Here is a 23,526-nt window from a genome sequence, read left to right as displayed (position 1 = left end):
ATCCCCTGCCCGAAGCTGTGCGCATCACATCAAAAGCACCCGGCCGGGGGGCGGCCGTGTGCTGCCCGGGCGGCTTCGCCGCTGTTCCGGGCGGGGCGAGTGCGATCAAAGGCGACATGCCCTAGCCGGGATTCACCCCGCCGCTTTCGCCAGATCCGAGAGGATCGGGCAATCGGGGCGGTCGTCGCCGTGGCACTTCTCGACCAGGTGCGAGAGCGTGTCGTGCATGGCCTGCAACTCGGCGATCTTGGCCTCGATCTTTTCAAGGTTCTGCTTGGCGATGCGTTTCACGTCGGCGCTGGCGCGGCTGTGGTCCTCGTAAAGCGCAATCAGGGCGCGGCAATCCTCGATGGAAAAGCCAAGCGAGCGGGCGCGGCCCAGGAAGGAGAGCTTGTGCAGGTCGCTGTCACGGAAGCGGCGGTAGCCGTTCTGCGAACGCAGGGGCGTGATCAGGCCGATATCCTCGTAATAGCGGATGGTCTTGGCGGGCAGGCCGGTGCGGCGGGCGACGTCACCGATATTCATGTGGTTTGTCCTTCTTGCAGGAGGGCGCGGACGCGGCGCAGGCGCAGGGCGTTGGAGAGCACGAAAACCGAACTGAGCGCCATGGCCCCGGCGGCGAGCATGGGCGAGAGCTGCCAGCCCAGCGCCGGGTAGAAGAGCCCGGCGGCGACCGGGATGAGCGCGGTGTTGTAGGCAAACGCCCAGAAGAGGTTCTGCCGGATGTTGCGCATGGTGCGGCGCGAGATGTCGAGCGCGTTCACGACACCGCGCAGGTCGCCCGACATGAGCACCACGTCGGCGCTTTCGATGGCGACGTCGGTGCCGGTGCCGATGGCGATGCCGATATCGGCCGAGGCCAGCGCGGGCGCGTCGTTGATGCCGTCGCCGACAAAGGCGAGCCGCGCGCCTTCCGTACGCAGGGCGTCCAGCGCCTTGACCTTGCCGCGCGGCAGAACCTCGGCCTCGACATGGTCGATGCCGGCCTCGGCCGCGATGGCGCGGGCGGTGGCGGTGTTGTCGCCGGTGATCATCGCGGTCCTGAGGCCCATGTCATGCAGCTTGGCGATGGCCTGTTTCGTGGTCGGCTTGAGCGGGTCCGAAACGGCGATGAGCGCGGCGATCTCGCCGTCGATGGCGGCGTAGAGCGGGGTCTTGCCCGCATTGGCAAGCTCCTGCGCCTGATCGGTGAGGGGGCCGATGTCTATCTTTTGGCGGCGCATCATGCGGTCGGCGCCGATCAGCACCTCGTGGCCCCCGACGGTGGCGCGCACGCCGAAACCGGCCTGTGCGCGAAAGCCGCTGGCGGCGGGGAGCGCGCCGGTTTCGGTTTGTGCAGTCGCGGCAATGGCGCGGGCGATGGGGTGTTCGGACTGATCCTCGACCGCGCCGATGAGCGGCAGGAGGCTGGCGCGGGTCCAGTCACCCGCGGGCACGAGGTCGGTCAGTTCGGGGCGGCCGCGGGTCAATGTGCCGGTCTTGTCAAAGGCGATGACCGTGGCGCCTTGCAGCGCCTGAAGCGCGTCGCCCTTGCGAAAGAGCACGCCCATTTCGGCGGCGCGGCCGGTGCCGACCATGATCGAGGTGGGCGTGGCCAGCCCCATGGCACAGGGGCAGGCGATGATGAGTACGGCGACGCCCGCGACCAGCGCGTGGCTGAGTGCGGGATCGGGGCCGAGGACGAGCCAGACAAGGATTGTGAGCGCGGCCACGGCCATCACCACGGGCACGAACCAGAGGGTGACGCGATCCACCAGCGCCTGGATGGGCAGTTTCGCGCCCTGTGCCTCTTCGACCATGCGCACGATCTGCGACAGGGTGGTGTCGGCGCCGACAGCGGTGGCGGTGAAGCGGATCGCACCCGCGCCGTTCACCGTGCCGCCGGTGACGGGATCGCCGGGGGATTTGGCCACCGGGACAGGTTCGCCGGTGATCATGCTTTCATCGACATGGCTTTCGCCGTCCTCGATGTGCCCGTCGGCGGGGATGCGTTCGCCGGGGCGCACGAGCACCAGGTCGCCGGTGACAAGGGCGCTGGCCTCGATTTCTTCCTCGGTGCCGTCGCGCAGCACCCGGGCGCGGCGCGGCGAGAGGTTCATCAGCGCGCGGATCGCGGCGCCGGTGCGGCCCTTGGCCCGCGCTTCGAGGAACCGGCCCAGGAGAATGAGGGTGACGATCACCGCCGCCGCCTCGAAATAGACCGCGCGGCTGTCGGCAGGCAGAAGCGCCGGGGCGAAGGTGGCGACGGTGGAAAAACCCCATGCGGCCAGCGTGCCCACCGCGACGAGGCTGTTCATGTCGGGCGCGCCACGCATCAGCGCGGGCAGGCCCTTGGCATAGAAGCGCCGCCCGGGAAAGGCGAGGACCAGCGTGGTGAGGATGAATTGCGCCACCCACGAGACCTGCATCCCGATATTGGCCATGATCCAGTGATGAAAGGGCGGGACCAGGTGGCCGCCCATTTCGACGATGAAAACCGGCAGGGTGAGGATGGCGGCGATGGTCAGCTCGCGCCGGAGCTGGGCGGCCTCGGCCTCTTTGCGGGTGCCGATGCCAACGGCCTCTCCGCCGTCGCGCAGCGTGGCGGGATAGCCGGTGGCGGTCACGGCGCGGGTGATCTCGGCCGGGCTGGTCATGCCCTCGAGATAGCGTAAGGTGGCGGTTTCACTTGCGAGATTGACGTTGACATCGGTGACGCCGGGCAGGGCCGCCAGAGCATCCTCGACCCGTCCCACGCAGGAAGCGCAGGTCATGCCCTCGATATCGAGCGTGGCGCTGGCGCGGCGGGCGGGATAGCCGGCGGCGTCGAGCGCGGCGGCGATGCGGGCCGGGTCGGCGGGGGGGGTGTAATGCAGCGTCGCGCTTTCGCTCGCGAGATTGACATTGACGTCTTGCACGCCTTCGACATCGCGCAGGGCGTTCTCGGCACGTCCGACGCAAGCGGCGCAGGACATGCCGTCGATGGAGAGGCGCAGATCGTTGATGGCGGTCATTGGCGGGACCTTTCGAATTGGTTCTGATGTCAGATAAGGATTCCATTTACTGGAAGGTCAAGGGGTGAGGCGGGAAAACGGCTTGACCCTCCGGCGCGGAAAGGGGCGAGATGGGCCCCGCATGAAATACGGAGATTCGCCATGATGACGTTCAGCGTGCCCAAGATGAGTTGCGGCCATTGCATGTCAGCGATCGAGGACAAGATCCTCGATGCCGACGAGGGCGCGGACGTGCAATGCGATCTGGATGCACGTCAGGTCGCGGTCGATACGGTGCTGGATGCGGCGGCGATCGTGGCCGCGATCAAGGCCGCGGGGTTCGAGGCCAGCGCGGCCTGAGCGGCGCTCAGCCCGGCACCATGGCGCGCAGCCGGGCAAGGTGTGCGGGCATCTCGCGGGCGGGAACGGCGGCCTCGCGCACGAGGTCGTCGAAATGCGCGGTGATCGCCTGCACCCGCTCGGTATCGCGAAAGGCAAGGTAGTTGCGCCCCAGGTAGAGCACGGCCAGGAGCGGGCCGAACACCGTCACAGGGGCCGAAAAGATGCGCCGCGCATCGAACATGTAGACGCGCAGGCGTGGATAGAGCTGGGCATGGATCGCCTCGATCCGGTCAAGCTGTTCAACGCGCAGCTCGGGGGCGAGGCCGGTGTAGTATCCGGTGCCGGTGGCGAAACTGTCCAACTCGTATAGCGGCAGGGCGATCTCGTAATCCGATTGCGATTCGCGCATCCATGCCAGGCGATCCTCCGAGGCGCCGATCGCCTGTTGCGCGGTGCGACCGAGGTGGGGGGCGTATTCCCATTCGAGCACTGCGCGGGTCTTGAGCATGTCGGGCAGCGCGGCGGGGACGTGGCGGATCTTGTAGCCCGCGGCCTCGCGATGCCAGTTGAAGATCTGTTCGTCGACCAGCGCACGGGGGGCCTCGGTCAGGGTGAGCGAGGTGGCGAGCAGATCGGTGGCCGTTTCGGGCCGGTCGGACAGTGACAGGAGCCAGTCGCAGGACACGCCCAGCATCGAGGCGCATTCGCCCACCACCTGTGCATTGGGCAGCCGCGCGCCTTCGCCCTTCAAGAGTTGCGAAATCGTCGAACGGTCCACCCCGGTGGCCCGGGCCAGCGCGCTTTGGGTGACACCCCGGTTCTGCATGGCCTGTGCGAGCCGGGTGCGAAACTGGGCAGCGCGGAGGCGTTTGTCGATTTTATATCTCATATCGTGATTATTATCACCATTCGTGCGTTTTGTTAACCATATTCGGAATTCGCAAATCCACCGCTGGGCTGTAACGCATATGTGACAGCAAAAAATCGGAGGTAGAATGGAGAGCAGTCGGCGGACCATGCTCAAGGCGATCTTGTGGAACCTTCTGGGGCTGGCGGTAATGGGCCTTGTCGGGCATGCCCTGACCGGCTCGGCGGCCATCGGCGGGGCCATGGCGGTGATCAATACCGCGATCGGGTTCGTGATGTATTTCATCTATGAGCGCATCTGGGCGCATATCCGCTGGGGGCGCCATCATGGGTAGGGTGCCGGTGGTGGAATGGCCCACGCTCGGCCTCCTGGTTCTCACCTATGCGGTCTGGGCGCTGGGCACGACCGTCGTGTCGGGGCTGTTCCTGCCCTTGGGCATGGTGCTGGTGGCGCTGTCGGCGGCGTTGCATTCCTCGCTCTGTCACGAGGCGCTGCACGGGCATCCGACGCGGCACCGCTTGCTCAACGAGCTGCTGGTCTTTCCGCAACTTGCACTTTCCGTTCCCTATGGACGGTTCCGCGACACGCATATCGAACATCACCGCGACGAACGGCTGACAGACCCCTATGACGACCCCGAGACCAACTTTCTCGATCCCGAGGTCTGGGCACGGTTGCCGGGCTGGGTGCGGGCGTTACTGCGGTTCAACAATACGCTGGCCGGGCGGCTCCTGATCGGGCCGCTGGTGGGGCAGGCGGTTTTCATGGCCGAGGATTGGCGGGCGATCCGGGCGGGCCGGCCCGGGGTTCTGGCGGCGTGGCTCATTCATATCCCGGCCGTGGCACTGGTGATCTGGTGGATGGTCCGTTTCGGGCAGATGCCGGTCTGGGCGTGGCTGGTTTCGACCTATGCGGCGTTGTCGATCCTCAAGATCCGCACCTTCCTCGAGCATCGCGCGCATGAGACGGTGCCGGGGCGCACGGTTATCATCGAGGACCGGGGGCTGCTTGCCTTGCTGTTTCTCAACAACAACCTGCACGTGGTGCATCACAGCCGCCCGGGCGTGCCGTGGTATCGGCTCTGGTCGCTCTACCAGGCCGAGCGCGAGGCGTTTCGCACGGCCAACGATCACTATCATTACCGATCCTACGGCGAAGTGTTCCGGCGCTATTTCTTCCGTTCGAAAGACCCGGTGCCGCATCCGCTCTGGAAACGCCCCTGAATTGGCGGCATGAGAAGGCATGAGCTGGATTGCCCTTTCCATCGCCGCCGCCGCGTTCCAGACGCTGCGCTTCATGCTTCAGAAACATCTGAGCATGGGGGCGTTGTCGGCGGGGGGCGCAACGCTGTCGCGGTTTCTCTACTCCCTGCCTTTCATGGTCACGCTGGCGCTGGTCTATGCCTGGGTGCAGGGCGGCTGGCCGGGGGTAGGGCCGTGGTTCTGGGCCTATGCGCTGGCCGGGGGGCTGACACAGATATTGGCGACATGGTGCGTCGTGGCGCTTTTTGCGCATCGCAATTTCGCTGTCGGGATCACCTTCAAGAAAACCGAAGTGGTGCAGACCGCGATTGTCGGGCTGGTCCTGCTGGGGGACCGGGTGTCGGCGGCGGGCATGGGGGCGATCGTTCTCGGGCTCATTGGGGTGCTGATCCTGTCGAAGGGTGTGGTGGCCGGGGGAGGGGTATTCAACCGGGCCGCCGGGTTGGGCATCTTGTCGGGAGCGTTTTTCGCGGTGTCGGCGGTGACCTACCGTGCCGCCACGCTAGCCGTGGCCAGCGACGATCCGTTCCTGCGTGCCGTGGTGGCGCTCGCGGTGGTGACGGTGGCGCAGACCGTTGCCCTGTCGGCCTGGCTGGCGTGGCAGGAAAAGGGGCAGTTGGCACGGGTGATCGCGGCGCGGCGCAGCGCGGTATGGATGGGGCTGACGGGCATGGCGGGGTCGCTTTGCTGGTTCACCGCCTTTACCTTGCAGAATGCGGCCTATGTCTTTGCCGTAGGCCAGATCGAGGTCATCTTTTCCATCTTTGCCGCGGTGATGTTCTTCAAGGAGAACATCACCAGGCGCGAATATGCCGGGATCGGCTTCCTCACCGCGAGCATCCTGGTGCTGGTTCTGTTCGGATAGGGCAAAGCAACCCGGTTCAGTCGTGGCGGATCACCTTGCCCGAGAGGGGGCCACGGCCCTTGAGACGCAGGAAGAGGCTCTCCTCGGTGCCGTTGTGGAAGAACGGCACGTTCTCGGGGGGCGTGCGGTCGCGTGCGCGGGCGGCGACCTCGGCCAGCACCACTTCGGTTATGAAGGGCAGGTCGAAGCCGCGCACCTTGTCGAGCGGAACCCATTGCAGATGCGAAAGTTCGTCCTGCGCACCATCGAAATTGTCGAGATCGCTGGCGATCTCGTCGGCATCGACCAGGAAGAACCGCGCGTCGAAGCGACGGGGCCGGCCCGGTGGCGTGATCGCGCGGAACACGAATTGCAGCGGATGGGCATCGGGAACGTAGCCCGCGGCGGCGAAATCGGCCCAGTCGTCAGGGGGTTCGACGCTCCAGTCGCCCTTCTGGCCAAGGACGAGGCCGGTTTCCTCCCACAGCTCGCGGATCGCCGCGGTAGCAAGCGCATGGGTGCAATCGTCCTCGCAATTCTCAAGCAGACGGTCGCGGCAGATCTGCGGCATGCGCCGGGCCAGCGGCACGCCCGCATCGGCGGGATCGACGGCGCCGCCGGGAAAGACGAACTTGTTGGGCATGAAGGCCGCGCGCGCGCCACGCTGGCCCATCAGAACCCGCGGTTCTGTCATCCGATCGCGCAGCACGATCACCGTGGCTGCGTTGCGAATCGCTGTCTTGTCCGCCTTTTGCGGTGTCGTGTAATCGCTCATCTGGCCTCGCTTTGCCTTGGGCGCGCGGGCTCAGCTCCGGGTGTCGCGATCCTCGCTTGCGAGGGCGTCCTCTCCGAAACCGTGCATCCGCCGGGCCCACTGGAATCCGACGACCGCGCCTTTCAACCTTGGCAGAAGGTATAGCGAGAGTGCGACACAGCCAATAGCGAAGATGGTGAAAAGCACCAGGGGTTCGGGTCGGAACTGAACGAAGACGATATGCAGAAGCGGCGCCATGATGTGACCGACGATCAGGATGGTGAGATAGGCCGGGCCGTCATCGGCGCGTTGGTGGCTGAGATCCTCGCTGCAGACCGTGCAGCTGTCGCGCACCTTGAGATAACCCTTGAGCAGTGGACCCGAACCACAATTGGGGCAGCACCGCCGCCAGCCCCTGAGCAGGGCCGGCTTGAGCAGACGTTCCGGGGGGGACATCCCGATATCGGGTGCCAGGCCGTGGTTGTGCATTCCTGTTCCTCGCGTTTGCGCGCACAGAGTGGCGGAAAAGCCCGTAAATGTGAAGATCGTGCGCTGTCATCGCGTCGCCATGTCGCAAAACTCCGCCGGGATGGGATGAAAAACCGCAAAGGGCCGCGACGGAAATGGCGGCGTGCCGCGTGAAACCTTCTGAAGCCGGAACATTGGATCCGGTGGAAAACTGTCGGAAGTGCGACAAACCAAGGAGAGACCTGTTATGAAACGGACTTATCTGATCACCGGCCTGACCCTTCTGAGCCTTGCGGCCGGCAGCGGTATGGCGCTGGCCCATGGCATGAAGGGCGAGCAAGGCGGCATGAAGGGCGGAATGGGCGACATGCCGATGATGCAGTTCGACAAGGCCGATGCCGATGGCGATGGCAAGCTGACGCGCGAGGAAATGACCGCCCATGCCAAGGCGCGCTTCGATGCGGCCGACAGCGATGGCAATGGCCGGTTGAGCGCGGACGAGATCAAGGCAGCGGCCGATCAGCGCGCCGAGGAGGCCCGCCAGCGCCGGATGGAACGCATGGCGTCGCGGATGATCGAGCGGATGGACAGCGATGGCGATGGCGAGATCTCGTTCGACGAGATGCCCGGTCAGCGCACCATGCAGGACCGGATGTTCGACCGGCTGGACAGCGACGGTGACGGCGCGATCTCGGACGCGGAGATGAGCGCGGCGCGCGAGCGGATGCAGGAGCGGCGCGGCGAGCGCAACATGCGTCACGGCGACGGCAAATCCCATGGCGATCATGGCAAGATGCACCGCCACGGTGATCGTCAGCGCAACTGAGGTGACAAAGACCCCGGGGCGGCTTGTTGGCCTGTTCCGGGGCCGCTTGTGGCAGAGCGGGGAAGGGGATACGCCAAGCGGGCGATGAGCATGGCATTGGATGACAGCAGCGACCTGCCCGACGAGGCGCTCCTGACCCTGTTCGCCGATGGCGACCGGCAGGCGGCGCGCGCTCTCACGCTGCGCTTTACGCCGGTTGTCATGGCCCATGCCTATCGTTTGCTGGGCGACCGGGCCGAGGCCGAGGATGTGACGCAGGAGGCCATGCTGCGCCTGTGGCGGATTGCGCCCGACTGGCGGGCGGGCGAGGCGCGGGTGCGCACGTGGCTTTACCGCGTGGTGGCCAACCTGGCGACCGACCGGCTCAGGCAGCGACGCCGTGCCGGACCGCCGCTCGACGAGGTGGCCGAGCCGGTGGACGCCGCGGCGGGACCGGCCGAGCGGTTGCAGGACAAGGCCCGGGCCGGGGCGTTGCAGGCGGCGCTCGACGCGCTGCCCGAGCGGCAACGCCAGGCGGTGGTGCTGCGGCACATCGAGGGGCTGGCCAACCCCGAGATCGCCGCGATCATGGAGATCGGCACCGAGGCGGTCGAGAGTCTGACCGCGCGGGGAAAGAGGGCGCTGGGCGCGGCACTGGCCGCGCGGCGCGATGCATTGGGGTATGGCGATGACTGAGACGGATCGCGAAATGGACGAGAGATTGGAGGCGCTGTTTTCGCAGGCGCGTTCAGCACCGGAAGAACCGGATGCCGCGTTGATGGCGCGGGTTCTGGAGGATGCGCTGGCCGTGCAGGCGGCGCGGCCTGTGCCCGCGGCCGAGCGGGTCGTTGCGCGCCGCGGCTGGGGCCTTTGGGCGGCGCTGGGCGGTTGGCCCGCGATGGGTGGACTCGCCACTGCGGTGGTGGCGGGGCTCTGGATCGGGGTCAGCCCGACGCTTGGCGTGGGCGATGCGGTGAACATCCTTTTGGCCGGCCCTGCGGATGACGTGATCTCGCTGGTCGATGCCAGTGAAGGGTTCGGTTTCGATCTTTACGATATGGCCCTGGCGGGCGAGGAGGACGCAGGATGAATACGGCACCGGACACGCAGCCCCCTCGGGCGGGGCGCAGGCTGCGGATCGTGTTGTTCACGTCGCTGGCCTTCAACCTTCTGGTCGTCGGGCTGATGATAGGGGTCATGATCGCGCACGGGTTCGGCAGGGACTCGCGCCCGCCGCGCATGGATCAGGTGGGCGGACCGATGACACGCGCGCTGAGCGAGGCCGACCGCCATGCGCTTGGCCGGGAGATGCGCCATGCCTATCGTGACCGGCGTGCCGACCGGGCCGGGATCCGCGCGGAGTTCGAGCAGATCATCACGGCGCTGGAGCGCAAACCCTATGACCCCGAGGCTGTCCGCGCGAGCCTTGAGCGGCAGATGGAGGTGATGGCCGAAGGTGCACGGCTGGGACGCGAACTTTTGCTCGAGCGGTTGGAGAGCATGAGTGATGCCGAGCGCGAAGCCTATGCCGACCGGCTGCGCGAGGCACTGGAGCGCAAGACCAAGCCCGGAAAGGACAGGAGCGGGCGGCGCTGGCAGGCGCATTCCCAACGCTGACGGGTTCTTGGCCGCGATGTGAGAGCGCCGTTTCCTCAGGCCGCGGGTTGCCGTTTGCAGAACGTGACGCGATTGCGGCCATATGCCTTGGCCGCGTAGAGCGCCCGGTCCGCGCGGTCGAGTATCGCGACGGCGCCGGGGCGATCACCCTGCAATGCCGCCCCGTCATGGGCCGCGGGATCCAGGGTCAGCGCGACGCCGATACTCACGGTGATGCGGATCGGGTGCGACTGTCCGGGCAGGTCAAACAGCGTGCCCGCAATGAGCCGACAAAGGCCGTGCGCCGCCATTTGTGCCCGATCCGGCCCGGTGTCGGGCATGGCGATCAGGAATTCCTCGCCGCCGAGTCGCGCGACCAGGGCGTCCTCGCCCATGGCGGCGCGCAGGATATGGCCGGTACGTGACAGGATGGCGTCGCCCGCGGCATGACCGTACGTATCGTTAACCGTTTTGAAATGGTCGATATCGACGACCATCACGGCGCAATCCCTGCCGGTCCGGTCCGCCTCTTCGGCCATCCGTGCCAGCCGGGGCATGGCATAGCGCCGGTTGTGAAGCCCGGTCAGCGGATCGGTCACGGCGGCGCGCAGCCCCGCGCGCATCGAGCGGCGCAATGCCTCGATCCGCCGTTTGCGCAGGATCTGGCGGCGCAGGCGCAGCGCCATTTCGCGGCTGAGTGCGCCGTCGCCCAGCACGTCGGCGGCGCCCCTGTCGAGCGCCTCGGCGGCCAGCCGGGGGCGCGATGTTGCAAGGGCCACGATCACCCCGGCCTCGCGCGTGGTGGGATGGGCGGCCAGTTCGGTCAGCAGCGCGAGACCCTCCTCGGGCGCATTGGGGGGCAGGGCCAGCCCGATTGCATCGGGCGCGTCGTTGCGATCGATCCGGCGCATCGCGTCGGAGATGCCGACGGCGGTCAGCCGGTCGGGCATGGATTGCGCCAGGAGAGATTTCCATTTCAGCGCGATATCTGCGGTTTCGGCGACCAGCAGCACCCGACCGGGCGTGTCGAAGCCGACATGCGTTTCGGCCAGGCCCAGCGCCTGTTGCGCGCCGTCGCGCAATTGCTCGGCCTCTTCGCTTTGACGGTGGCGCAGCAGGCTGCGCAGCCGGGCGCGCAAGAGATCCTCGCAGAGCGGCTTGAGCAGGATGTCATCGGCCCCGGCCTCGAGCATCGCGAGACGGGTCGCCGGATCGTGATCGGCGGTCACCACGATCAGGGGTGTTTCGCCCAGCACGTGGTCCGCGCGCAGGGTGCGGGCCAGCCCGGCGGCATCCATGTCGGGCAGGTTGGCCGGGCAGAGGATGAGATCGGGTCGCATCTGCCGCGCGAGGGTCAGCCCCTCGGACGCGGTGGCGGCCTGTGCCACCTGGTAGCAAGCTGCCGCCAGCCGCACCTTGAGCGTGATGCGGTTGGTTGCGATGTCGTCTATGATGAGCACCTTGCCTGGCACGTGGGGCCTTTCCAACTTGTCGCTTGTATCTCGGCGATCATTTGCCCAGATTTGACCAGAGTAGTTAAGGAATCCTTTCCGGGACCATTAAAAATGTCGATGTCGCAGGATTCCGCCGAAACCGTCGCGCTGCAGGCGCTGGCCTGGATCGCGGCCAACGATGAGCTGTTGCCCGTGTTCCTCGGCTCGACCGGCACGGCGGCGGACGAGCTGCGCGAGCGCGTGAAAGATGCCGATTTCCTGGCCTCGGTCCTCGATTTCCTGCTGATGGATGACGCCTGGATCATTGACTTCTGCGACAGCGCGGGGCTGAGCTATGACAGGCCGAAACAAGCGCGCGCGGCGCTGCCTGGCGGCGCGCAGGTCTCCTGGACCTGAGGGCGAGTCGGGACGGGATCGGCAAATCAGGATGGGCGAGATGAAGATTGACGGGATCGTATTCGACAAGGATGGCACGCTTTTCGATTTCGCCGCCACCTGGGAATCCTGGGCCCTGGCCTTTCTCGACCGGGTGACGCAGGGCGACAGGGAATGGGCCGCGGACCTCGGGGCCCGCGTCGGGTTCGATTATGAAAATCAATGCTTTGCGCCCGACAGCATCGTGATCGCGGGCACCCCCGACGAAGCGGCGACGGCGCTCTTGCCCGGGCTGCCCGGGATGGCGCGGGCGCGGCTCGTGGCGATCCTCAACGAAGAGGCGGCGCGCGCGCCACAGGCCGAGGCGGTGCCGCTGCGCGCCTGTCTCGCGGCGCTGCGCGACGCCGGGCTGCGGCTTGGTGTGGCCACCAACGATGCCGAGGCGCCCGCCCGCGCGCATCTGGCGGCGGCGGGGGTGGTGGGCATGTTTGACTTCATCGCCGGCTGCGACAGTGGCCATGGCGGCAAGCCTGCGCCGGGGCAGCTTCTGGCCTTTCTCGATCACACCGGGCTCGCCCCGGAACGGGTGGCGATGGTGGGCGACAGCACCCATGACCTGCTGGCTGGCCAGGCCGCGGGAATGCGCCGTATCGGCGTGCTGACCGGGATGGCGGTGCATGGTGATCTCGAGGCGCTGGCTGATGTGATCCTGCCCGATATCGGGCATATCGCGGGCCTGATCGGCCTGCATCCGCGCAACGTCCCGGCGGGTTAACCTGCGCTGAGACCGGGCTTTGCGCAATGGCACGGTCCGGCCACCGCCCGGCTGCCGGGCGTGCACCGCCGCGCTGCGGCAATTGTTAAGGGAAAATTGATCAATGCACCGTGCGCCCTGTCGAGTGCTTTCACGCGCTACTGCTCTTTCTTGGGAAAAATACTCAAATTCATCCGGTGCGACCGCGCCCGAGGTCTCCCCAAGCAGCCTGTCGCCGCCTGCCGGGCCGGGCCGAGCGAAGCGAGGCCCCGCCCCGCCGCGACGCGCATCGCGCGGCGCAAATCCGCGCGGGTCATGCCGGACCACCTGTTCCGAATCCGACAGAACCCGTCGCGGATGAGCACGCGCGGGACGGGCACAGGCGATTTGATCGGGGCGAAGCGATCAGGGAGGCCAGCCATGGTGGGAACGGCAACGAAACGGCGCGGCGGCGGGCGTGCAGGCAATGCGGCGCGGCGCGGCGGGGCGGTGATCGAGCAGATGCCCTGGCGGCTGCCGGTCAATTCCGACCGCCCGACCGAGCCCCTCGATGACGCGGGAATCGCCGCCATTCATGACACCGCGATGCGCATTCTCGAAGAGGTGGGGATCGAGATACTCAACGAGGAGGCGCTCGAGATCTTCCGCGCCGAGGGGGCATTGATCAACGGCACCAACACCCGCGTGGGGCGCGAGTTCATCATGGAGATGATCGCAAAGGCGCCCGAAAGCTGGACCATGACCCCGCGCAACCCCGCGCGCGAGGTGGTGATGGGGCGGGGCCACATCCTGTTCGGCAACGTCTCGTCGCCGCCGAGCTACTGGACGATGGAAACCGGGCGCAAGATGACCGGCACGCGGGCGATGTGCGCCGACCTGATCAAGCTGAGCCAGTATTTCAACTGCATCCATTTCTGCGGCGGTTACCCGGTCGAGCCGCAGGACATCCATGCCGGAATCCGCCATCTCGACGTGCTTTATGACAAGCTCACGCTGACCGACAAGGTGGTGCATACCTATTCGCTTGGCCGCGAGCGGGTCGAGGATGCGATCGAGATGGTGCGCATCGCGGGCGGGCACAGCCACGAGGAATTCGAGGCCAGTCCTAAATTCTATACCAACATCAATTCGACCTCGCCCCTGAAACATGACCAGCCGATGCTGGATGGCTGGATGCGGATGGCGCGGGCGGGGCAGGGGCTGGTGGTGACGCCGTTTACGCTCGCGGGTGCGATGGCGCCGGTGACGATGGCGGGGGCGGTGGCGCTGAGCCTCGCCGAGAGCCTGATCGCGGTGGCGCTGGCGCAGGTGATCCGCCCCGGCGCGCCCTGTGCGATCGGCACCTTCACCTCGAACGTGGACATGAAGAGCGGCGCGCCGGCTTTTGGCACGCCGGAATACATGCGCGCGACGCAGATGACCGGCCAGATGGCGCGGTTCTACAAGCTGCCGATGCGCTCGTCCGGGGTCTGTGCCGCCAACGTGCCCGACGGACAGGCGATGTGGGAGACCGAGCACAGCCTCTGGGCCGCGATCCAGTCGGGGAGCAACATGGTCTACCATGCCGCCGGGTGGCTCGAAGGCGGGTTGATCGCCAGCCCCGAGAAATTCGTGATGGATTGCGAGATCCTGCAGCAGCTGCAACGCTACATGGAGCCGGCGATCTGGGCGACCACGCCGGGCGAACTCGCGTTCGACGCCGTGGCCGAGGTCGGCAAGCAGGGGCATTTCTTTGGCCTGCAACATACCCAGGACCGCTATACCACGGCCTTCTACCAGCCCTTCCTGAGCGACTGGCGCAACTACGAGGCATGGGACGTGGCCGGTGCCGTCTGGACGCCCGAGCGGGCGCATCACCTCTACAGGCGCATCGTCGAGAGTTTCGAGCCGCCGGCGATGGACGCGGCCATCCGCGAGGAGCTGGCCGATTTCGTGGCCCGGCGCAAGGCCGAGGGCGGCGCGCCCACCGATTTCTGAGCCTCTCTCGCGTCACGGGGCCGGGCTGTGACCGCGGGCGCTCCGCGGGGAGTATTTCGGTCAAGATGAAGACCGGGGCGCGCGGGCGGGCCTGCCAAAAGCGTTGCGCCATCGACCCGGCACAGGGATAAGGCGGAGCGCAGCGCGATACATGAGCGGTGCGTGCGTTTCACGAGAAGCCGAGCCTTCGGTTTTTGCGAAGCGCCTTGTGATCGTTGTGAAGGGCGACGGGCAGGCATGGGCGAGACAAGCGGTATCCTGACGGCATTGGGCGGCGTGGGCCTGTTCCTTCTGGGCATGACGATGCTCACCGAAGGCATGCAGGCGCTGGCCGGTCAGTCGATGCGCCGGCTCTTGCGGCGGTTCACGCGCACGCCGTTGCGCGGCGTGGCGGCGGGTGCGGTCGTGACGGCGGCGCTGCAAAGCTCGTCGGCGGTGACGGTGATGGTGATCGGCTTCGTCGGTGCGGGACTCTTGACCTTCGCGCAGGGGCTGGGGGTGGTGTTCGGCGCCAATATCGGCACGACGCTGACCGGTTGGCTGGTGGCGTCGCTGGGGTTTCGGCTGGACCTCGACATGTTGGCGCTGCCGCTGGTGTTCATGGGCGGGATGATGCGGCTTTTCGGCGGGGCGCGGGTCCGGCATGGCGGCGGGGCGCTGGCGGGATTCGCGCTTCTTTTCCTGGGGCTGGGCCTGATGCAAGCGGGAATGGCGGGGCTGGGCGAGGTCGTCACGCCCGAGCGGTTCCCGGGCGATACGGCGCTGGGCCGGGCGCAGCTTCTGCTGATCGGGGTGGTTGTGACGGTGGTGACGCAATCCTCGTCGGCGGGGGTGGCGACGGCGCTGGTGGCGCTCGATGCCGGGGCGATCGGGTTCGGGCAGGCGGCGGTGATGGTGATCGGCATGAATATCGGCACCACATTCACCGCGCTTCTGGCGACGCTGGGCGGCACGGTGGCCGCAAGGCAGACGGGGCTTGCGCATCTGCTGTTCAACCTGCTGACTGGGGGGCTGGCCTTTATGCTTCTCATTCCGTTCGCGCCGCTGGCCGAGGCGTGGATCGCCGAGGGCGGGCGCGATGCGGCGCGGCTGTCGCTGGTGATCTTTCACACCGTTTTCAACATCGTGGGCGTGGCGGCGATCCTGATCGTGCTGGGGCCGTTCATGGCGCTGGTGCGGACGGTGCTGCGCGAGCGGCGCGAGGCGCTGACGGCGCGATTGGATTCCCGGCTTCTGGTGCAGCCGGCGGTGGCGGTGGATGCGGCGGGCGCGACGGTGGGCGATATCGCGCGGCACATGCAGGGCCTTTTGATCGCGCGTCTGTCGCCGTCGGGGCCGGCACGGGGCGACAATGCGCGTTTGCGCCAGGCGATGCGCGCGCTGGACGAGACGCGCGGTTTCGCCGACAACATCGACTCGGCAACGCTCACTGGTCCGGTGCGGGGGCGTTACGCCGATATCCTGCATATCCTCGACCATCTCACGCGGCTGGCTTATCGCATGGCGCAGGACGAGCGCGTCGCGACGTTGCAAAGGGCGTCGCGCCTGGCGCGGCTGGCGCGGATCACCCGGGCGGGGCTGATCCGGGGCCTGTCGGGGGACGGGTCCGAGCAGGCCGAGTGGTTCGGCCGGTGGCAGGAAATCGTCCAGACCCGCGAGCGGCGGCTGCGCGATGAGCTTCTGGCACGGGCGGGAGAGGACGGCGACACCCCCGGCGTGGCGCTGGCACAGATGGATGCGGCGCGCTGGTTGCACCGGGTCAATTACCATGTCTGGCGGATCTGGTTGCATATCGACCGGATCGAGCGGTCGCGCGAGAGCCCGAAGGGCATCGTGCCGTCGCCTGCGCGCGAGGAGGCGCGCGCGGATGTGCGGGCCGATTGATGCAGTGCGCACGGGGCTGGAACGGCCTATGGATTTTGGGGCTGCGTCAACCGGGCGAATGCGGCTAGTCTGACGTGGAATCGAGGAGGCAGGACATGGTAAGGGCAGGCGATCGCAGGATCACGCGCAACCGGGCGGAGATGGCCGTGATCGGCGCGGCGGCGGGGCTGGCGCTTTGGCTGTTCGTGGATGTGCTGCCCGATGCGCTGGGCGATCAGCGGCTGTTGCTGGTGCTGGCCACGCTGATCCTGGGCGGGTTCGGTGTGCTGCTGGCGCTGGGCGGACCCGAGCGGATCGGGCGTGCGGCGCTGGGCGCGCTGAGCATCGCGGTGCCTGCGGCGGGGCTGATCTGGCTTGCCTCGCTGCGGTATCCGCAGGCGCATGACCTTATGAAACACGGGCACGGGGCGGTGGCGCTGGGCGCGATCCTGTTCATCGCCACGCCTTTCGCCGCCGCAGGTTGTGCCGAGCGGGGGGGCTGGAAGCGCTATCCGCTCTTGTTCGATGCGGCGTGGATGATCGTGGTGCGCTACGTCGCGGCGGTGCTTTTCACCGCGCTGTTCTGGGCGGTGCTGATGCTGTCGGACCAGTTGTTGCACCTGGTGGGGATCACCATCATCGCCGATTTCATCGACCTCGATCCGGTGCCCTATGTCCTGAGCGGGTTGTTGCTGGGGCTGGCGATCCAGGTGGTGCACGAGATGCGCGCCTATGTCTCGCCCTTCGTCATCCACCGCCTTCTGCGGCTGATGTTGCCGGTGCTGTTGCCGGTGGTGGCACTGTTCCTGGCGGCGATCCCGTTTCGGGGGCTGGACGGGCTGTTCGGGGGGCTTTCGCCGGCGGCCACGCTGATGGGGGTGGCGCTGGCGGCGGTCACGCTGATTTCCACGGCGACCGACCGTGACGATGCGAGCGCGGCGCAAAGCGACGTGATCCGCGACGCCGGGCGGTTGATGGCGCTGATGCTGCCGGTTCTGGCGGGGTTGGCGGTCTTTGCGGTATGGCGGCGGGTGGATCAGTATGGCTGGACCCCGGATCGCCTCGCGGCGGGGCTGGCGGCGGTGTTCCTGCTGGCCTACGGGGTGGCCTATGCGGGCGCGGTGCTGCGCGGTGCGGGCTGGATGGCGCGCATCCGGGGCGCCAACAGGTGGATGGCGATGGCCGTGGTGGTGGCCGCTGGGCTGTGGCTCACGCCGGTGATCGACGCCACGCGGATCAGCGCCCAGAGCCAGCTTGCGCGGATCGAGAGCGGCGGGCTGGAGCCGCGGGAAATGGCGCTGTGGGAACTGGCGCAGCTTTGGGGTCATGCCGGGCAGGCGGCGCTGGACCGGGTATCGGTCAGCGCCGAAGCGGAGGGTGATGCCAGCCTGACGCGGGCCGTGGCGCAAGCGCGGGAGACGCGGTCGCGCTATGGTTTCGAGCAGGCCACCCGCGAGACCGGCAGCGACGAAATGGCCGAAACGGTGAGTGCGACGCTGACGCTCATGCCCGGGGCGCGGACCGTGCCGATCGAGGCTCTGGACCGGGTGCCGGGCTTTCTGCTGAGCGAATGGGCACGGGCCTGCGACACGGAGATCGGCGACGGGCGGCCGGGATGCGTGGCCGTTACCGGGCCGTTCCACCCGGGAATCGGCGAGGAACACGGTTTCATGCTGTTGCATATGGGAGCGGACCGTTTGCAGGTGCAGGGCATCTTGTTGCGCGATGGCGTCTTGTCACGGACGGGCGGGGCCCAAGACATGAGCGGCGATCGCGATTCGGGCGCGCAGGTAAGGGGCAGTGCCGGGGCGATCATCGGCGCGGCGTTGGACGGGCGCTTCGAGATCGTTCCGGCCGGTCTCCGGGCGCTTCGGATCGGCGACATGGAACTAATTCCCGACAATTGAGATCGTTGAGTTCCTGTTAAGGTCCGCCGGGGCAGTCTCGGTGCCGATAACAAGTTGCCGGGTGTCTCATGCATGGACTGATCAACAGGGCGATCCAGAGATTCGTGACCGATACCTATGGGCCGGAGCGATGGGCGCAGGTGGCCCGGTCTGTGGATCTGGGATTCACCGATTTCGAGGCGATGCTGGTCTATGACAACGCGCTGACGCCGCGCGTCCTCGACGCGGTTTGCGGCGACCTTGGCAAGCCCCGCGACGAGGTGCTCGAGGATATCGGCACCTATCTTGTGAGCCATCCCAATGCCGAGGCATTGCGCCGCCTGTTGCGCTTTGGCGGGGTGGATTTCGTGGAATTCCTGCATTCGCTGGGCGACCTGCCCGAGCGGGCGCGGCTTGCGGTGCCGGACCTCGATTTGCCGGATCTCGAATTGCACGAACATGCGCCCGACCGGTTCAGCCTGACGGTGCGCGGATCGCGGGACGGATTCGGGCACGTGATGATGGGGATCCTGCGCTCCCTTGCCGACGATTACGGCGCGCTTGTGCTGCTTGACCATCGCGGTGCCCGGCACGAGCAGGAGTGGATCGACATCACGCTGATCGAGACCGGTTTTGCCGAGGGGCGCGATTTCGACCTGGGGGCGCGGGCGGGATGACGTGCCGGGCGACAGATGAGCGTGCCGGTTCCGACGTGGCGGCGTGGCGCGGCGTCCTCGACACGCTTTGCCCGATGCATGTGGTGCTCGACCCGAGCGGGCATGTCGTTCATGCCGGTCCGACCCTGCGCAAACTGCGCCCCGACGCGCCACTGACCGGGGGGCGGTTTCTTGACAGGTTCGAGCTGCGCCGCCCGCGCGGGGTGACGTCGATGGCCGATCTGATGGCCTCGTCGGGGATCAAGCTGCACCTGCGGTTTCGCGACACGCCCGCGACCGGGCTCAAGGGTGTTCTGATGCCGCTGCCGGGCGGGGGCGGTGCGATCGTGAACCTGTCATTCGGGATCTCGATCCTCGATGCCGTGCGCGACTACCGGTTGACCAGCGGCGATTTCGCGGCCACCGATCTGGCGATCGAGATGCTTTACCTTGTCGAGGCGAAATCGGCGGCAATGGAGGCGTCGCGCCTGCTCAACCTGCGCCTGCAGGGGGCCAAGATCGCCGCGGAGGAACAGGCGTTCACCGACACGCTGACCGGGCTCAAGAACCGGCGGGCGCTGGATCACGTGCTGGGCCGGGTGATCGCGGCGGGGGTGCCCTTTGCCCTGATGCATGTCGACCTAGATTTCTTCAAGGCGGTGAATGACCGGTTGGGTCACGCGGCGGGGGACCACGTGTTGCAGGAGGTCGCCCGGATCATGATGGCTGCCACGCGCCGCGGTGTGGACACGGTGGCGCGAACCGGGGGCGACGAGTTCGTGATCCTGTTCGAGGGGCTGACCGACCGCGCGGCGCTGGCTTGCGTGGCGAGCCGGATCATCGAGGAGATGGAAAAGCCGATTCCGTTCGAGGGTCATGTCTGCCGGATCTCGGCCAGTTGCGGCACCGCCCTTTCGAGTGATTACGACACGCCCGAGGCCGAGCGGATCATGGCGGACGCGGATACGGCGCTTTATGCCTCGAAACGGCAGGGGCGGGCCTGTCACACCTTCTTCTCGCCCGGGCTGATTGATCCACCACCGCCGCGGGCAAGCGACAACCCGCCGCTGCAGACTTGAGGCGCCTTGCCGCTGGGAGTGCGGGCGCGTCGTGCGCACACCATCCGGGCCCGGACCGCGCGGTGCGATCCCGGTCAGTCGATGCCGATCTCCGCGCGTGACGGCGGCGTCTCCCTGCCAGGGGCCGCGAGAGACAATCCGCCCTGGATTTCCAGAAAGCGGATGACCTCATCCAGCCCCTTGCCGCTGCGCAACTGGGCCAGCACATGGGGACGCGCGCCACGCGCGCGGGCGGTGTCGGCCTCGAGCTGTGCCAGATCGACGCCCACATATGGTGCGAGGTCGGTCTTGTTGACCACCAGAAGATCGGACCGTGTCAGCCCGGGGCCGCGTTTGCGCGGGATGTCCTGGCCGGCGGCGGTGTCGATCACATAGATCGTGAGATCCGCCAGTTCCGGGCTGAAGGTGGCGGCGAGGTTGTCGCCCCCGGATTCGATCAGGACCAGGTCCAGGTCGGGAAAGGCGGTGTTCAACCCGGCCACGGCGGCAAGGTTGATCGAGGCATCCTCGCGGATCGCGGTATGCGGGCAGCCGCCGGTCTCGACCCCGCGGATACGCTCGCCGGGCAGCACCTGCGCGCGCATCAGATGTTCCGCGTCCTCGCGGGTGTAGATGTCGTTGGTGATCACCGCCATCGAGCAGCGCGGGGCCAACGCCCGGGCGAGCCCTTCGGTCAGCGTGGTCTTGCCTGCCCCGACAGGGCCGCCGATGCCCACGCGCAGCGGTCCGTTCATTGCCGTTCCGGTCATGTGCGAAATATCCTTACCTCTTGGGTTTCATGGCAGAGCGCCGCCAGGTCGCCGGCCAGCGCGCAGGTGCCAAGCGCGCCCAGGGGTGCCATGGCGGCGCGGTTGGCGAGACAGTGGATCAGCGGCGCGAGGTGGTGCAGCACGGCCTGCCCCTCGGTCTGGCCTAGCGGAACGTGGCGGATCGCGATGGTGACAAGGTTTCCGGCAAAGCCTTGCAAATAAAGCGCGATCACGTCCCCCTCGGGCAGGTCGAGCGCGGCGGCCGCCTCGCCGAGGGCGACCGGGAGCATCCGGGGGGACAGGGTGCGCCCGGTGATGCCCGCGACCGTGCGGGCCAGCGCCGCGCCCTGTTCCAGCCCCTCCTGCAAGCGCTCGGCACAGGGTGCAAGCGCGCGGGCCAGGTCGTCCAGCGCCTCGCGGTCATCACGGAGCGCGCGGGCCAGGAGCACCGCGTCCTGCCAGCCCGCGCCGAAGCGCAGGATATTCGTCAGCCAGCTTTCGAGGCTGGCCGCGTCATGAACGATACCGGTCGCGATCTCGTGTTCCAGCCCGTGGGAATAGGCGAAGGCCCCGGTCGGAAAGGCGGGCGACAGCCATTGGATCAGGGTGAGATGCGCGGGTGTCAGCATCAGGCATGGGTGTGGGTGTGATGTGTGTGGCCATGATCATGCCCCATCGTGCGCCCTTTGCCATAGGCGCCGCCCTCGGGGAGGAACGGCCCCGTGACCGGGGTCAGCACGGCGCCGAGATGGGTCAGCATCGCCTCGATCACGTGGTCGCGGCGGATCGTCAGGTGGTCGGCGCCGATCTGGCAGGGCGTGTGGCGGTTGCCGATATGCCAGGCGAGGCGCGCGAGGTCGCCGCGCACTTCGACAAGGTCTTCGGGCGCGGCTTCCACCCCCACGGCGCGGCCATCTTCGAGGGCGAAGCCCCAGTGATCGTCAAGGTTGGTGACCTCGGCCAGATCGACGAGAAAGGCCAGCCCGCCACGGCCCACCAGCAGCTTGCGCCGCATCAGCCGCGCGTCGTAGTCGAGCACGACGGTATCGGCGATGGTTTCGGGGGCCGCGGAGAGCAGGTCACGGGCAACGGGCAGATCGGTCATGAAAGCACCTCAGAACAGGAAATAGCGTTGCGCCAGCGGCAGTTCGCGCGCCGGTTCGCAGGTGAGCAACTCGCCATCCGCGCGCACCTCGTAGGTTTCGGGGTCCACCGCGATCTCGGGTGTGAGATCGTTGTGGATCATGTCGCGCTTGCCGATACTGCGGGTGTTCGACACGGCCAGCGTGTCCTTGGCCAGACCCAGCGCCGCGCCGATCCCGTCGGCCTGTGCCGCGGCGCTCACGAAGAGGACCGAGGAACGCTCGACCGACCGGCCGAAGGCGGCGAACATGGGGCGCGAATGCACCGGCTGGGCGGGGATCGAGCCGTTGGGGTCGCCCATCTGTGCGAGCACGATCGAGCCGCCCATCAGCACCATCTCGGGCTTGGCGCCGAAAAAGGCTGGATCCCAGAGCACCAGATCTGCGCGCTTGCCCGGTTCGATGCTGCCGATATGGGCGCTCATTCCGTGGGCGATGGCGGGGTTGATGGTGTATTTGGCGATGTAGCGCTTGACCCGCGCGTTGTCGTTGTCACCGGTTTCTTCGGGCAGGCGCCCGCGCTGCTTGCGCATCTTGTCGGCCGTCTGCCAGGTGCGAATGATCACCTCGCCGACGCGCCCCATGGCCTGGCTGTCCGAGGCCATGACCGAAAACGCGCCCATGTCGTGCAGGATGTCCTCGGCGGCGATGGTCTCGCGCCGGATGCGGCTCTCGGCAAAGGCCACGTCCTCGGGGATCGTGCGATCGAGATGGTGACAGACCATCAGCATGTCGAGATGTTCCTCGATCGTGTTGACGGTATAGGGCATGGTGGGGTTGGTTGAGGATGGCAGCACGTTCTGCGCGCCCACCACCTTCATGATGTCGGGTGCGTGCCCGCCGCCCGCGCCTTCGGTGTGATAGGCGTGGATGGTGCGGCCCTTGAAGGCGGCAAGGGTGTTCTCGACAAAGCCGCTTTCGTTGAGCGTGTCGCTGTGGATCATCACCTGCACATCCATGTCATCGGCGACCGAGAGGCAATTGTCGATCGCGGCCGGTGTCGTCCCCCAATCCTCGTGCAGCTTGAGCGCGCAGGCCCCGGCATGGACCTGCTCGATCAGCGCGCCGGGCAGGCTCGCGTTGCCCTTGCCTGCGAAACCGAGGTTCATCGGGAAGGCATCGGCGGCCTGCAACATGCGCCCGAGATGAAACGCCCCCGGGGTGCAGGTGGTGGCCAGTGTGCCATGCGCCGGGCCGGTGCCGCCGCCCAGCATGGTGGTGATGCCGGAGTGCAGCGCGTCGTCGATCTGTTGCGGGCAGATGAAATGGATATGCGCGTCAAGGCCCCCGGCCGTCAGGATCCTGCCCTCGGCCGCGATCACCTCGGTTCCGGGGCCGATGACGATATCGACGCCGGGTTGCGTATCGGGGTTGCCGGCCTTGCCGATGGTGGCGATGCGCCCGTCGCGCAGGCCGATATCGGCCTTGGTGATGCCGGTGTGATCAACGATCAGCGCATTGGTGATCACGGTATCCATGGCGCCCTCGGCGCGGGTTGCCTGGGATTGGCCCATCCCGTCGCGGATCACCTTGCCGCCGCCGAACTTCACCTCTTCGCCATAGGTTGTCAGGTCGCGCTCGACCTCGATGACGAGATCGGTATCGGCCAGCCGCAGGCGGTCGCCGGTGGTGGGGCCATACATGCCGGCATAGGCGTGGCGGGAGATGGTCGTGGCCATG

Annotated in this window: 25 protein-coding genes; 15 read left to right on the top strand and 10 right to left on the bottom strand. The window is 67.2% G+C overall.

Going from position 1 to position 23,526, the window contains the following annotated elements:
• Nucleotides 1-132: 132 nt before the first annotated feature.
• Nucleotides 133-525: a Cu(I)-responsive transcriptional regulator gene (gene cueR / locus ACESL9_RS04580; protein WP_372610728.1), complete on the bottom strand. Its 393-nt coding sequence runs from the start codon at nucleotides 523-525 to the stop codon at nucleotides 133-135.
• Entirely contained in the window at nucleotides 522-2,993 is a 2,472-nt protein-coding gene (locus tag ACESL9_RS04575; protein ID WP_372610730.1) for a heavy metal translocating P-type ATPase, read from the bottom strand. Before ACESL9_RS04575 ends, cueR begins: the two co-directional genes overlap by 4 nt.
• A gap of 141 nt (nucleotides 2,994-3,134) precedes the next feature.
• Here ACESL9_RS04575 and ACESL9_RS04570 point away from each other — a divergent pair, with 141 nt between their 5' ends.
• Nucleotides 3,135-3,332: a heavy-metal-associated domain-containing protein gene (locus ACESL9_RS04570; RefSeq protein ID WP_372610732.1), complete on the top strand. Its 198-nt coding sequence runs from the start codon at nucleotides 3,135-3,137 to the stop codon at nucleotides 3,330-3,332.
• 7 nt (nucleotides 3,333-3,339) lie between these two features.
• Here ACESL9_RS04570 and ACESL9_RS04565 read toward each other — a convergent pair whose 3' ends face one another.
• Nucleotides 3,340-4,203 carry a helix-turn-helix domain-containing protein gene (locus ACESL9_RS04565; protein ID WP_372610734.1) on the bottom strand — a complete coding sequence of 288 codons (864 nt, stop codon included), beginning with the start codon at nucleotides 4,201-4,203 and terminating at the stop codon, nucleotides 3,340-3,342.
• A 106-nt stretch (nucleotides 4,204-4,309) separates the two neighbouring features.
• Between ACESL9_RS04565 and ACESL9_RS04560 the strand changes: the two genes are divergently transcribed.
• From ACESL9_RS04560 to ACESL9_RS04550, 3 genes are read left to right on the top strand one after another with little or no spacing between them, the layout of a single operon-like run.
• Complete coding sequence (locus tag ACESL9_RS04560) at nucleotides 4,310-4,516, top strand: DUF2061 domain-containing protein (RefSeq protein WP_372674549.1); 207 nt, start codon at nucleotides 4,310-4,312, stop codon at nucleotides 4,514-4,516.
• Nucleotides 4,509-5,405: a fatty acid desaturase gene (locus ACESL9_RS04555; RefSeq protein ID WP_372610738.1), complete on the top strand. Its 897-nt coding sequence runs from the start codon at nucleotides 4,509-4,511 to the stop codon at nucleotides 5,403-5,405. The genes ACESL9_RS04560 and ACESL9_RS04555 overlap by 8 nt, the downstream gene beginning before the upstream one ends.
• 19 nt (nucleotides 5,406-5,424) lie before the next feature.
• The gene (locus tag ACESL9_RS04550; RefSeq protein ID WP_372610740.1) at nucleotides 5,425-6,309 is read left to right on the top strand and encodes an EamA family transporter; all 885 of its coding nucleotides are present in this window, start codon (nucleotides 5,425-5,427) and stop codon (nucleotides 6,307-6,309) included.
• Between the two features lie 16 nt (nucleotides 6,310-6,325).
• Here ACESL9_RS04550 and ACESL9_RS04545 read toward each other — a convergent pair whose 3' ends face one another.
• Together ACESL9_RS04545 and ACESL9_RS04540 are read right to left on the bottom strand one after the other, a co-directional pair.
• Complete coding sequence (locus ACESL9_RS04545; RefSeq protein WP_372610742.1) at nucleotides 6,326-7,063, bottom strand: NUDIX hydrolase; 738 nt, start codon at nucleotides 7,061-7,063, stop codon at nucleotides 6,326-6,328.
• A gap of 30 nt (nucleotides 7,064-7,093) precedes the next feature.
• Nucleotides 7,094-7,531, bottom strand: a complete 438-nt coding sequence (locus ACESL9_RS04540; RefSeq protein ID WP_372610744.1) for a DUF983 domain-containing protein — start codon at nucleotides 7,529-7,531, stop codon at nucleotides 7,094-7,096.
• Nucleotides 7,532-7,757: 226 nt separating this feature from the next.
• On the opposite strand from ACESL9_RS04540, the gene ACESL9_RS04535 reads away from it, so the two are divergent.
• The 4 genes from ACESL9_RS04535 (at nucleotide 7,758) to ACESL9_RS04520 (ending at nucleotide 9,932) form a co-directional block, all read left to right on the top strand.
• On the top strand, nucleotides 7,758-8,336 hold the full coding sequence (locus ACESL9_RS04535) for an EF-hand domain-containing protein (RefSeq protein ID WP_372610746.1): 579 nt from the start codon (nucleotides 7,758-7,760) through the stop codon (nucleotides 8,334-8,336).
• A gap of 84 nt (nucleotides 8,337-8,420) precedes the next feature.
• On the top strand, nucleotides 8,421-9,011 hold the full coding sequence (locus ACESL9_RS04530) for an RNA polymerase sigma factor (protein ID WP_372610748.1): 591 nt from the start codon (nucleotides 8,421-8,423) through the stop codon (nucleotides 9,009-9,011).
• Entirely contained in the window at nucleotides 9,004-9,405 is a 402-nt protein-coding gene (locus tag ACESL9_RS04525) for a hypothetical protein (protein WP_372610750.1), read from the top strand. Before ACESL9_RS04530 ends, ACESL9_RS04525 begins: the two co-directional genes overlap by 8 nt.
• On the top strand, nucleotides 9,402-9,932 hold the full coding sequence (locus tag ACESL9_RS04520; RefSeq protein ID WP_372610752.1) for a periplasmic heavy metal sensor: 531 nt from the start codon (nucleotides 9,402-9,404) through the stop codon (nucleotides 9,930-9,932). The genes ACESL9_RS04525 and ACESL9_RS04520 overlap by 4 nt, the downstream gene beginning before the upstream one ends.
• Before the next feature lie 35 nt (nucleotides 9,933-9,967).
• On the opposite strand, the gene ACESL9_RS04515 is transcribed toward ACESL9_RS04520, so the two are convergent.
• Nucleotides 9,968-11,383 carry a diguanylate cyclase gene (locus ACESL9_RS04515; protein WP_372610754.1) on the bottom strand — a complete coding sequence of 472 codons (1,416 nt, stop codon included), beginning with the start codon at nucleotides 11,381-11,383 and terminating at the stop codon, nucleotides 9,968-9,970.
• A 93-nt stretch (nucleotides 11,384-11,476) separates the two neighbouring features.
• On the opposite strand from ACESL9_RS04515, the gene ACESL9_RS04510 reads away from it, so the two are divergent.
• The 7 genes from ACESL9_RS04510 to ACESL9_RS04480 all read left to right on the top strand — a co-directional run bounded on the left by ACESL9_RS04510 (nucleotide 11,477) and on the right by ACESL9_RS04480 (nucleotide 19,955).
• On the top strand, nucleotides 11,477-11,761 hold the full coding sequence (locus tag ACESL9_RS04510; protein ID WP_372674548.1) for a DUF3572 domain-containing protein: 285 nt from the start codon (nucleotides 11,477-11,479) through the stop codon (nucleotides 11,759-11,761).
• A gap of 40 nt (nucleotides 11,762-11,801) precedes the next feature.
• A complete protein-coding gene (locus tag ACESL9_RS04505; protein ID WP_372610758.1) occupies nucleotides 11,802-12,515 on the top strand; it encodes an HAD family hydrolase in 714 nt (237 codons plus the stop codon).
• Between the two features lie 399 nt (nucleotides 12,516-12,914).
• Nucleotides 12,915-14,471, top strand: a complete 1,557-nt coding sequence (locus ACESL9_RS04500) for a trimethylamine methyltransferase family protein (RefSeq protein WP_372610760.1) — start codon at nucleotides 12,915-12,917, stop codon at nucleotides 14,469-14,471.
• Between the two features lie 237 nt (nucleotides 14,472-14,708).
• Entirely contained in the window at nucleotides 14,709-16,355 is a 1,647-nt protein-coding gene (locus tag ACESL9_RS04495; RefSeq protein WP_372610762.1) for a Na/Pi cotransporter family protein, read from the top strand.
• Nucleotides 16,356-16,450: 95 nt separating this feature from the next.
• Nucleotides 16,451-18,241: a DUF4153 domain-containing protein gene (locus tag ACESL9_RS04490; RefSeq protein WP_372610764.1), complete on the top strand. Its 1,791-nt coding sequence runs from the start codon at nucleotides 16,451-16,453 to the stop codon at nucleotides 18,239-18,241.
• Nucleotides 18,242-18,309: 68 nt separating this feature from the next.
• Complete coding sequence (locus ACESL9_RS04485; RefSeq protein WP_372610766.1) at nucleotides 18,310-18,897, top strand: heme NO-binding domain-containing protein; 588 nt, start codon at nucleotides 18,310-18,312, stop codon at nucleotides 18,895-18,897.
• Nucleotides 18,894-19,955, top strand: coding sequence for a diguanylate cyclase domain-containing protein (locus ACESL9_RS04480; RefSeq protein ID WP_372610768.1), 1,062 nt, complete (start codon nucleotides 18,894-18,896; stop codon nucleotides 19,953-19,955). Before ACESL9_RS04485 ends, ACESL9_RS04480 begins: the two co-directional genes overlap by 4 nt.
• A 74-nt stretch (nucleotides 19,956-20,029) precedes the next feature.
• On the opposite strand, the gene ureG is transcribed toward ACESL9_RS04480, so the two are convergent.
• Genes ureG through ureC form a run of 4 tightly spaced genes read right to left on the bottom strand, consistent with a single transcriptional unit; the run spans nucleotide 20,030 to nucleotide 23,525 of the window.
• Nucleotides 20,030-20,704 (bottom strand): urease accessory protein UreG, encoded by a 675-nt coding sequence (gene ureG, locus ACESL9_RS04475; protein WP_372610770.1) that lies wholly within the window; start codon nucleotides 20,702-20,704, stop codon nucleotides 20,030-20,032.
• Nucleotides 20,701-21,333 carry an urease accessory protein UreF gene (locus ACESL9_RS04470; protein ID WP_372610772.1) on the bottom strand — a complete coding sequence of 211 codons (633 nt, stop codon included), beginning with the start codon at nucleotides 21,331-21,333 and terminating at the stop codon, nucleotides 20,701-20,703. Before ACESL9_RS04470 ends, ureG begins: the two co-directional genes overlap by 4 nt.
• On the bottom strand, nucleotides 21,333-21,809 hold the full coding sequence (locus ACESL9_RS04465) for an urease accessory protein UreE (RefSeq protein ID WP_372610774.1): 477 nt from the start codon (nucleotides 21,807-21,809) through the stop codon (nucleotides 21,333-21,335). Before ACESL9_RS04465 ends, ACESL9_RS04470 begins: the two co-directional genes overlap by 1 nt.
• 9 nt (nucleotides 21,810-21,818) lie before the next feature.
• Entirely contained in the window at nucleotides 21,819-23,525 is a 1,707-nt protein-coding gene (gene ureC / locus ACESL9_RS04460; RefSeq protein ID WP_372610776.1) for an urease subunit alpha, read from the bottom strand.
• Between the last annotated feature and the right edge of the window lies 1 nt (nucleotide 23,526).

This window comes from Aquicoccus sp., from assembly GCF_041686535.1.
Classification (GTDB): Bacteria; Pseudomonadota; Alphaproteobacteria; order Rhodobacterales; family Rhodobacteraceae; genus Aquicoccus.
This window is presented reverse-complemented; position numbering and strand designations above follow the sequence as displayed.

What these genes read in the sequence shown, in the direction of transcription:
- ACESL9_RS04530 (WP_372610748.1), top strand. Translation starts at nt 8,421, where the DNA reads ATGAGCATGGCATTGGATGACAGCAGCGACCTGCCCGACGAGGCGCTC.
- ACESL9_RS04525 (WP_372610750.1), top strand. Translation starts at nt 9,004, where the DNA reads ATGACTGAGACGGATCGCGAAATGGACGAGAGATTGGAGGCGCTGTTT.
- ACESL9_RS04545 (WP_372610742.1), bottom strand. Translation starts at nt 7,063, where the DNA reads ATGAGCGATTACACGACACCGCAAAAGGCGGACAAGACAGCGATTCGC.
- cueR (WP_372610728.1), bottom strand. Translation starts at nt 525, where the DNA reads ATGAATATCGGTGACGTCGCCCGCCGCACCGGCCTGCCCGCCAAGACC.
- ACESL9_RS04570 (WP_372610732.1), top strand. Translation starts at nt 3,135, where the DNA reads ATGATGACGTTCAGCGTGCCCAAGATGAGTTGCGGCCATTGCATGTCA.
- ACESL9_RS04565 (WP_372610734.1), bottom strand. Translation starts at nt 4,203, where the DNA reads ATGAGATATAAAATCGACAAACGCCTCCGCGCTGCCCAGTTTCGCACC.
- ACESL9_RS04575 (WP_372610730.1), bottom strand. Translation starts at nt 2,993, where the DNA reads ATGACCGCCATCAACGATCTGCGCCTCTCCATCGACGGCATGTCCTGC.
- ACESL9_RS04520 (WP_372610752.1), top strand. Translation starts at nt 9,402, where the DNA reads ATGAATACGGCACCGGACACGCAGCCCCCTCGGGCGGGGCGCAGGCTG.
- ACESL9_RS04465 (WP_372610774.1), bottom strand. Translation starts at nt 21,809, where the DNA reads ATGACCGATCTGCCCGTTGCCCGTGACCTGCTCTCCGCGGCCCCCGAA.
- ACESL9_RS04540 (WP_372610744.1), bottom strand. Translation starts at nt 7,531, where the DNA reads ATGCACAACCACGGCCTGGCACCCGATATCGGGATGTCCCCCCCGGAA.
- ACESL9_RS04555 (WP_372610738.1), top strand. Translation starts at nt 4,509, where the DNA reads ATGGGTAGGGTGCCGGTGGTGGAATGGCCCACGCTCGGCCTCCTGGTT.
- ACESL9_RS04505 (WP_372610758.1), top strand. Translation starts at nt 11,802, where the DNA reads ATGAAGATTGACGGGATCGTATTCGACAAGGATGGCACGCTTTTCGAT.
- ureG (WP_372610770.1), bottom strand. Translation starts at nt 20,704, where the DNA reads ATGACCGGAACGGCAATGAACGGACCGCTGCGCGTGGGCATCGGCGGC.
- ACESL9_RS04500 (WP_372610760.1), top strand. Translation starts at nt 12,915, where the DNA reads ATGGTGGGAACGGCAACGAAACGGCGCGGCGGCGGGCGTGCAGGCAAT.
- ACESL9_RS04510 (WP_372674548.1), top strand. Translation starts at nt 11,477, where the DNA reads ATGTCGATGTCGCAGGATTCCGCCGAAACCGTCGCGCTGCAGGCGCTG.
- ACESL9_RS04485 (WP_372610766.1), top strand. Translation starts at nt 18,310, where the DNA reads ATGCATGGACTGATCAACAGGGCGATCCAGAGATTCGTGACCGATACC.
- ureC (WP_372610776.1), bottom strand. Translation starts at nt 23,525, where the DNA reads ATGGCCACGACCATCTCCCGCCACGCCTATGCCGGCATGTATGGCCCC.
- ACESL9_RS04495 (WP_372610762.1), top strand. Translation starts at nt 14,709, where the DNA reads ATGGGCGAGACAAGCGGTATCCTGACGGCATTGGGCGGCGTGGGCCTG.
- ACESL9_RS04560 (WP_372674549.1), top strand. Translation starts at nt 4,310, where the DNA reads ATGGAGAGCAGTCGGCGGACCATGCTCAAGGCGATCTTGTGGAACCTT.
- ACESL9_RS04550 (WP_372610740.1), top strand. Translation starts at nt 5,425, where the DNA reads ATGAGCTGGATTGCCCTTTCCATCGCCGCCGCCGCGTTCCAGACGCTG.
- ACESL9_RS04480 (WP_372610768.1), top strand. Translation starts at nt 18,894, where the DNA reads ATGACGTGCCGGGCGACAGATGAGCGTGCCGGTTCCGACGTGGCGGCG.
- ACESL9_RS04470 (WP_372610772.1), bottom strand. Translation starts at nt 21,333, where the DNA reads ATGCTGACACCCGCGCATCTCACCCTGATCCAATGGCTGTCGCCCGCC.
- ACESL9_RS04490 (WP_372610764.1), top strand. Translation starts at nt 16,451, where the DNA reads ATGGTAAGGGCAGGCGATCGCAGGATCACGCGCAACCGGGCGGAGATG.
- ACESL9_RS04535 (WP_372610746.1), top strand. Translation starts at nt 7,758, where the DNA reads ATGAAACGGACTTATCTGATCACCGGCCTGACCCTTCTGAGCCTTGCG.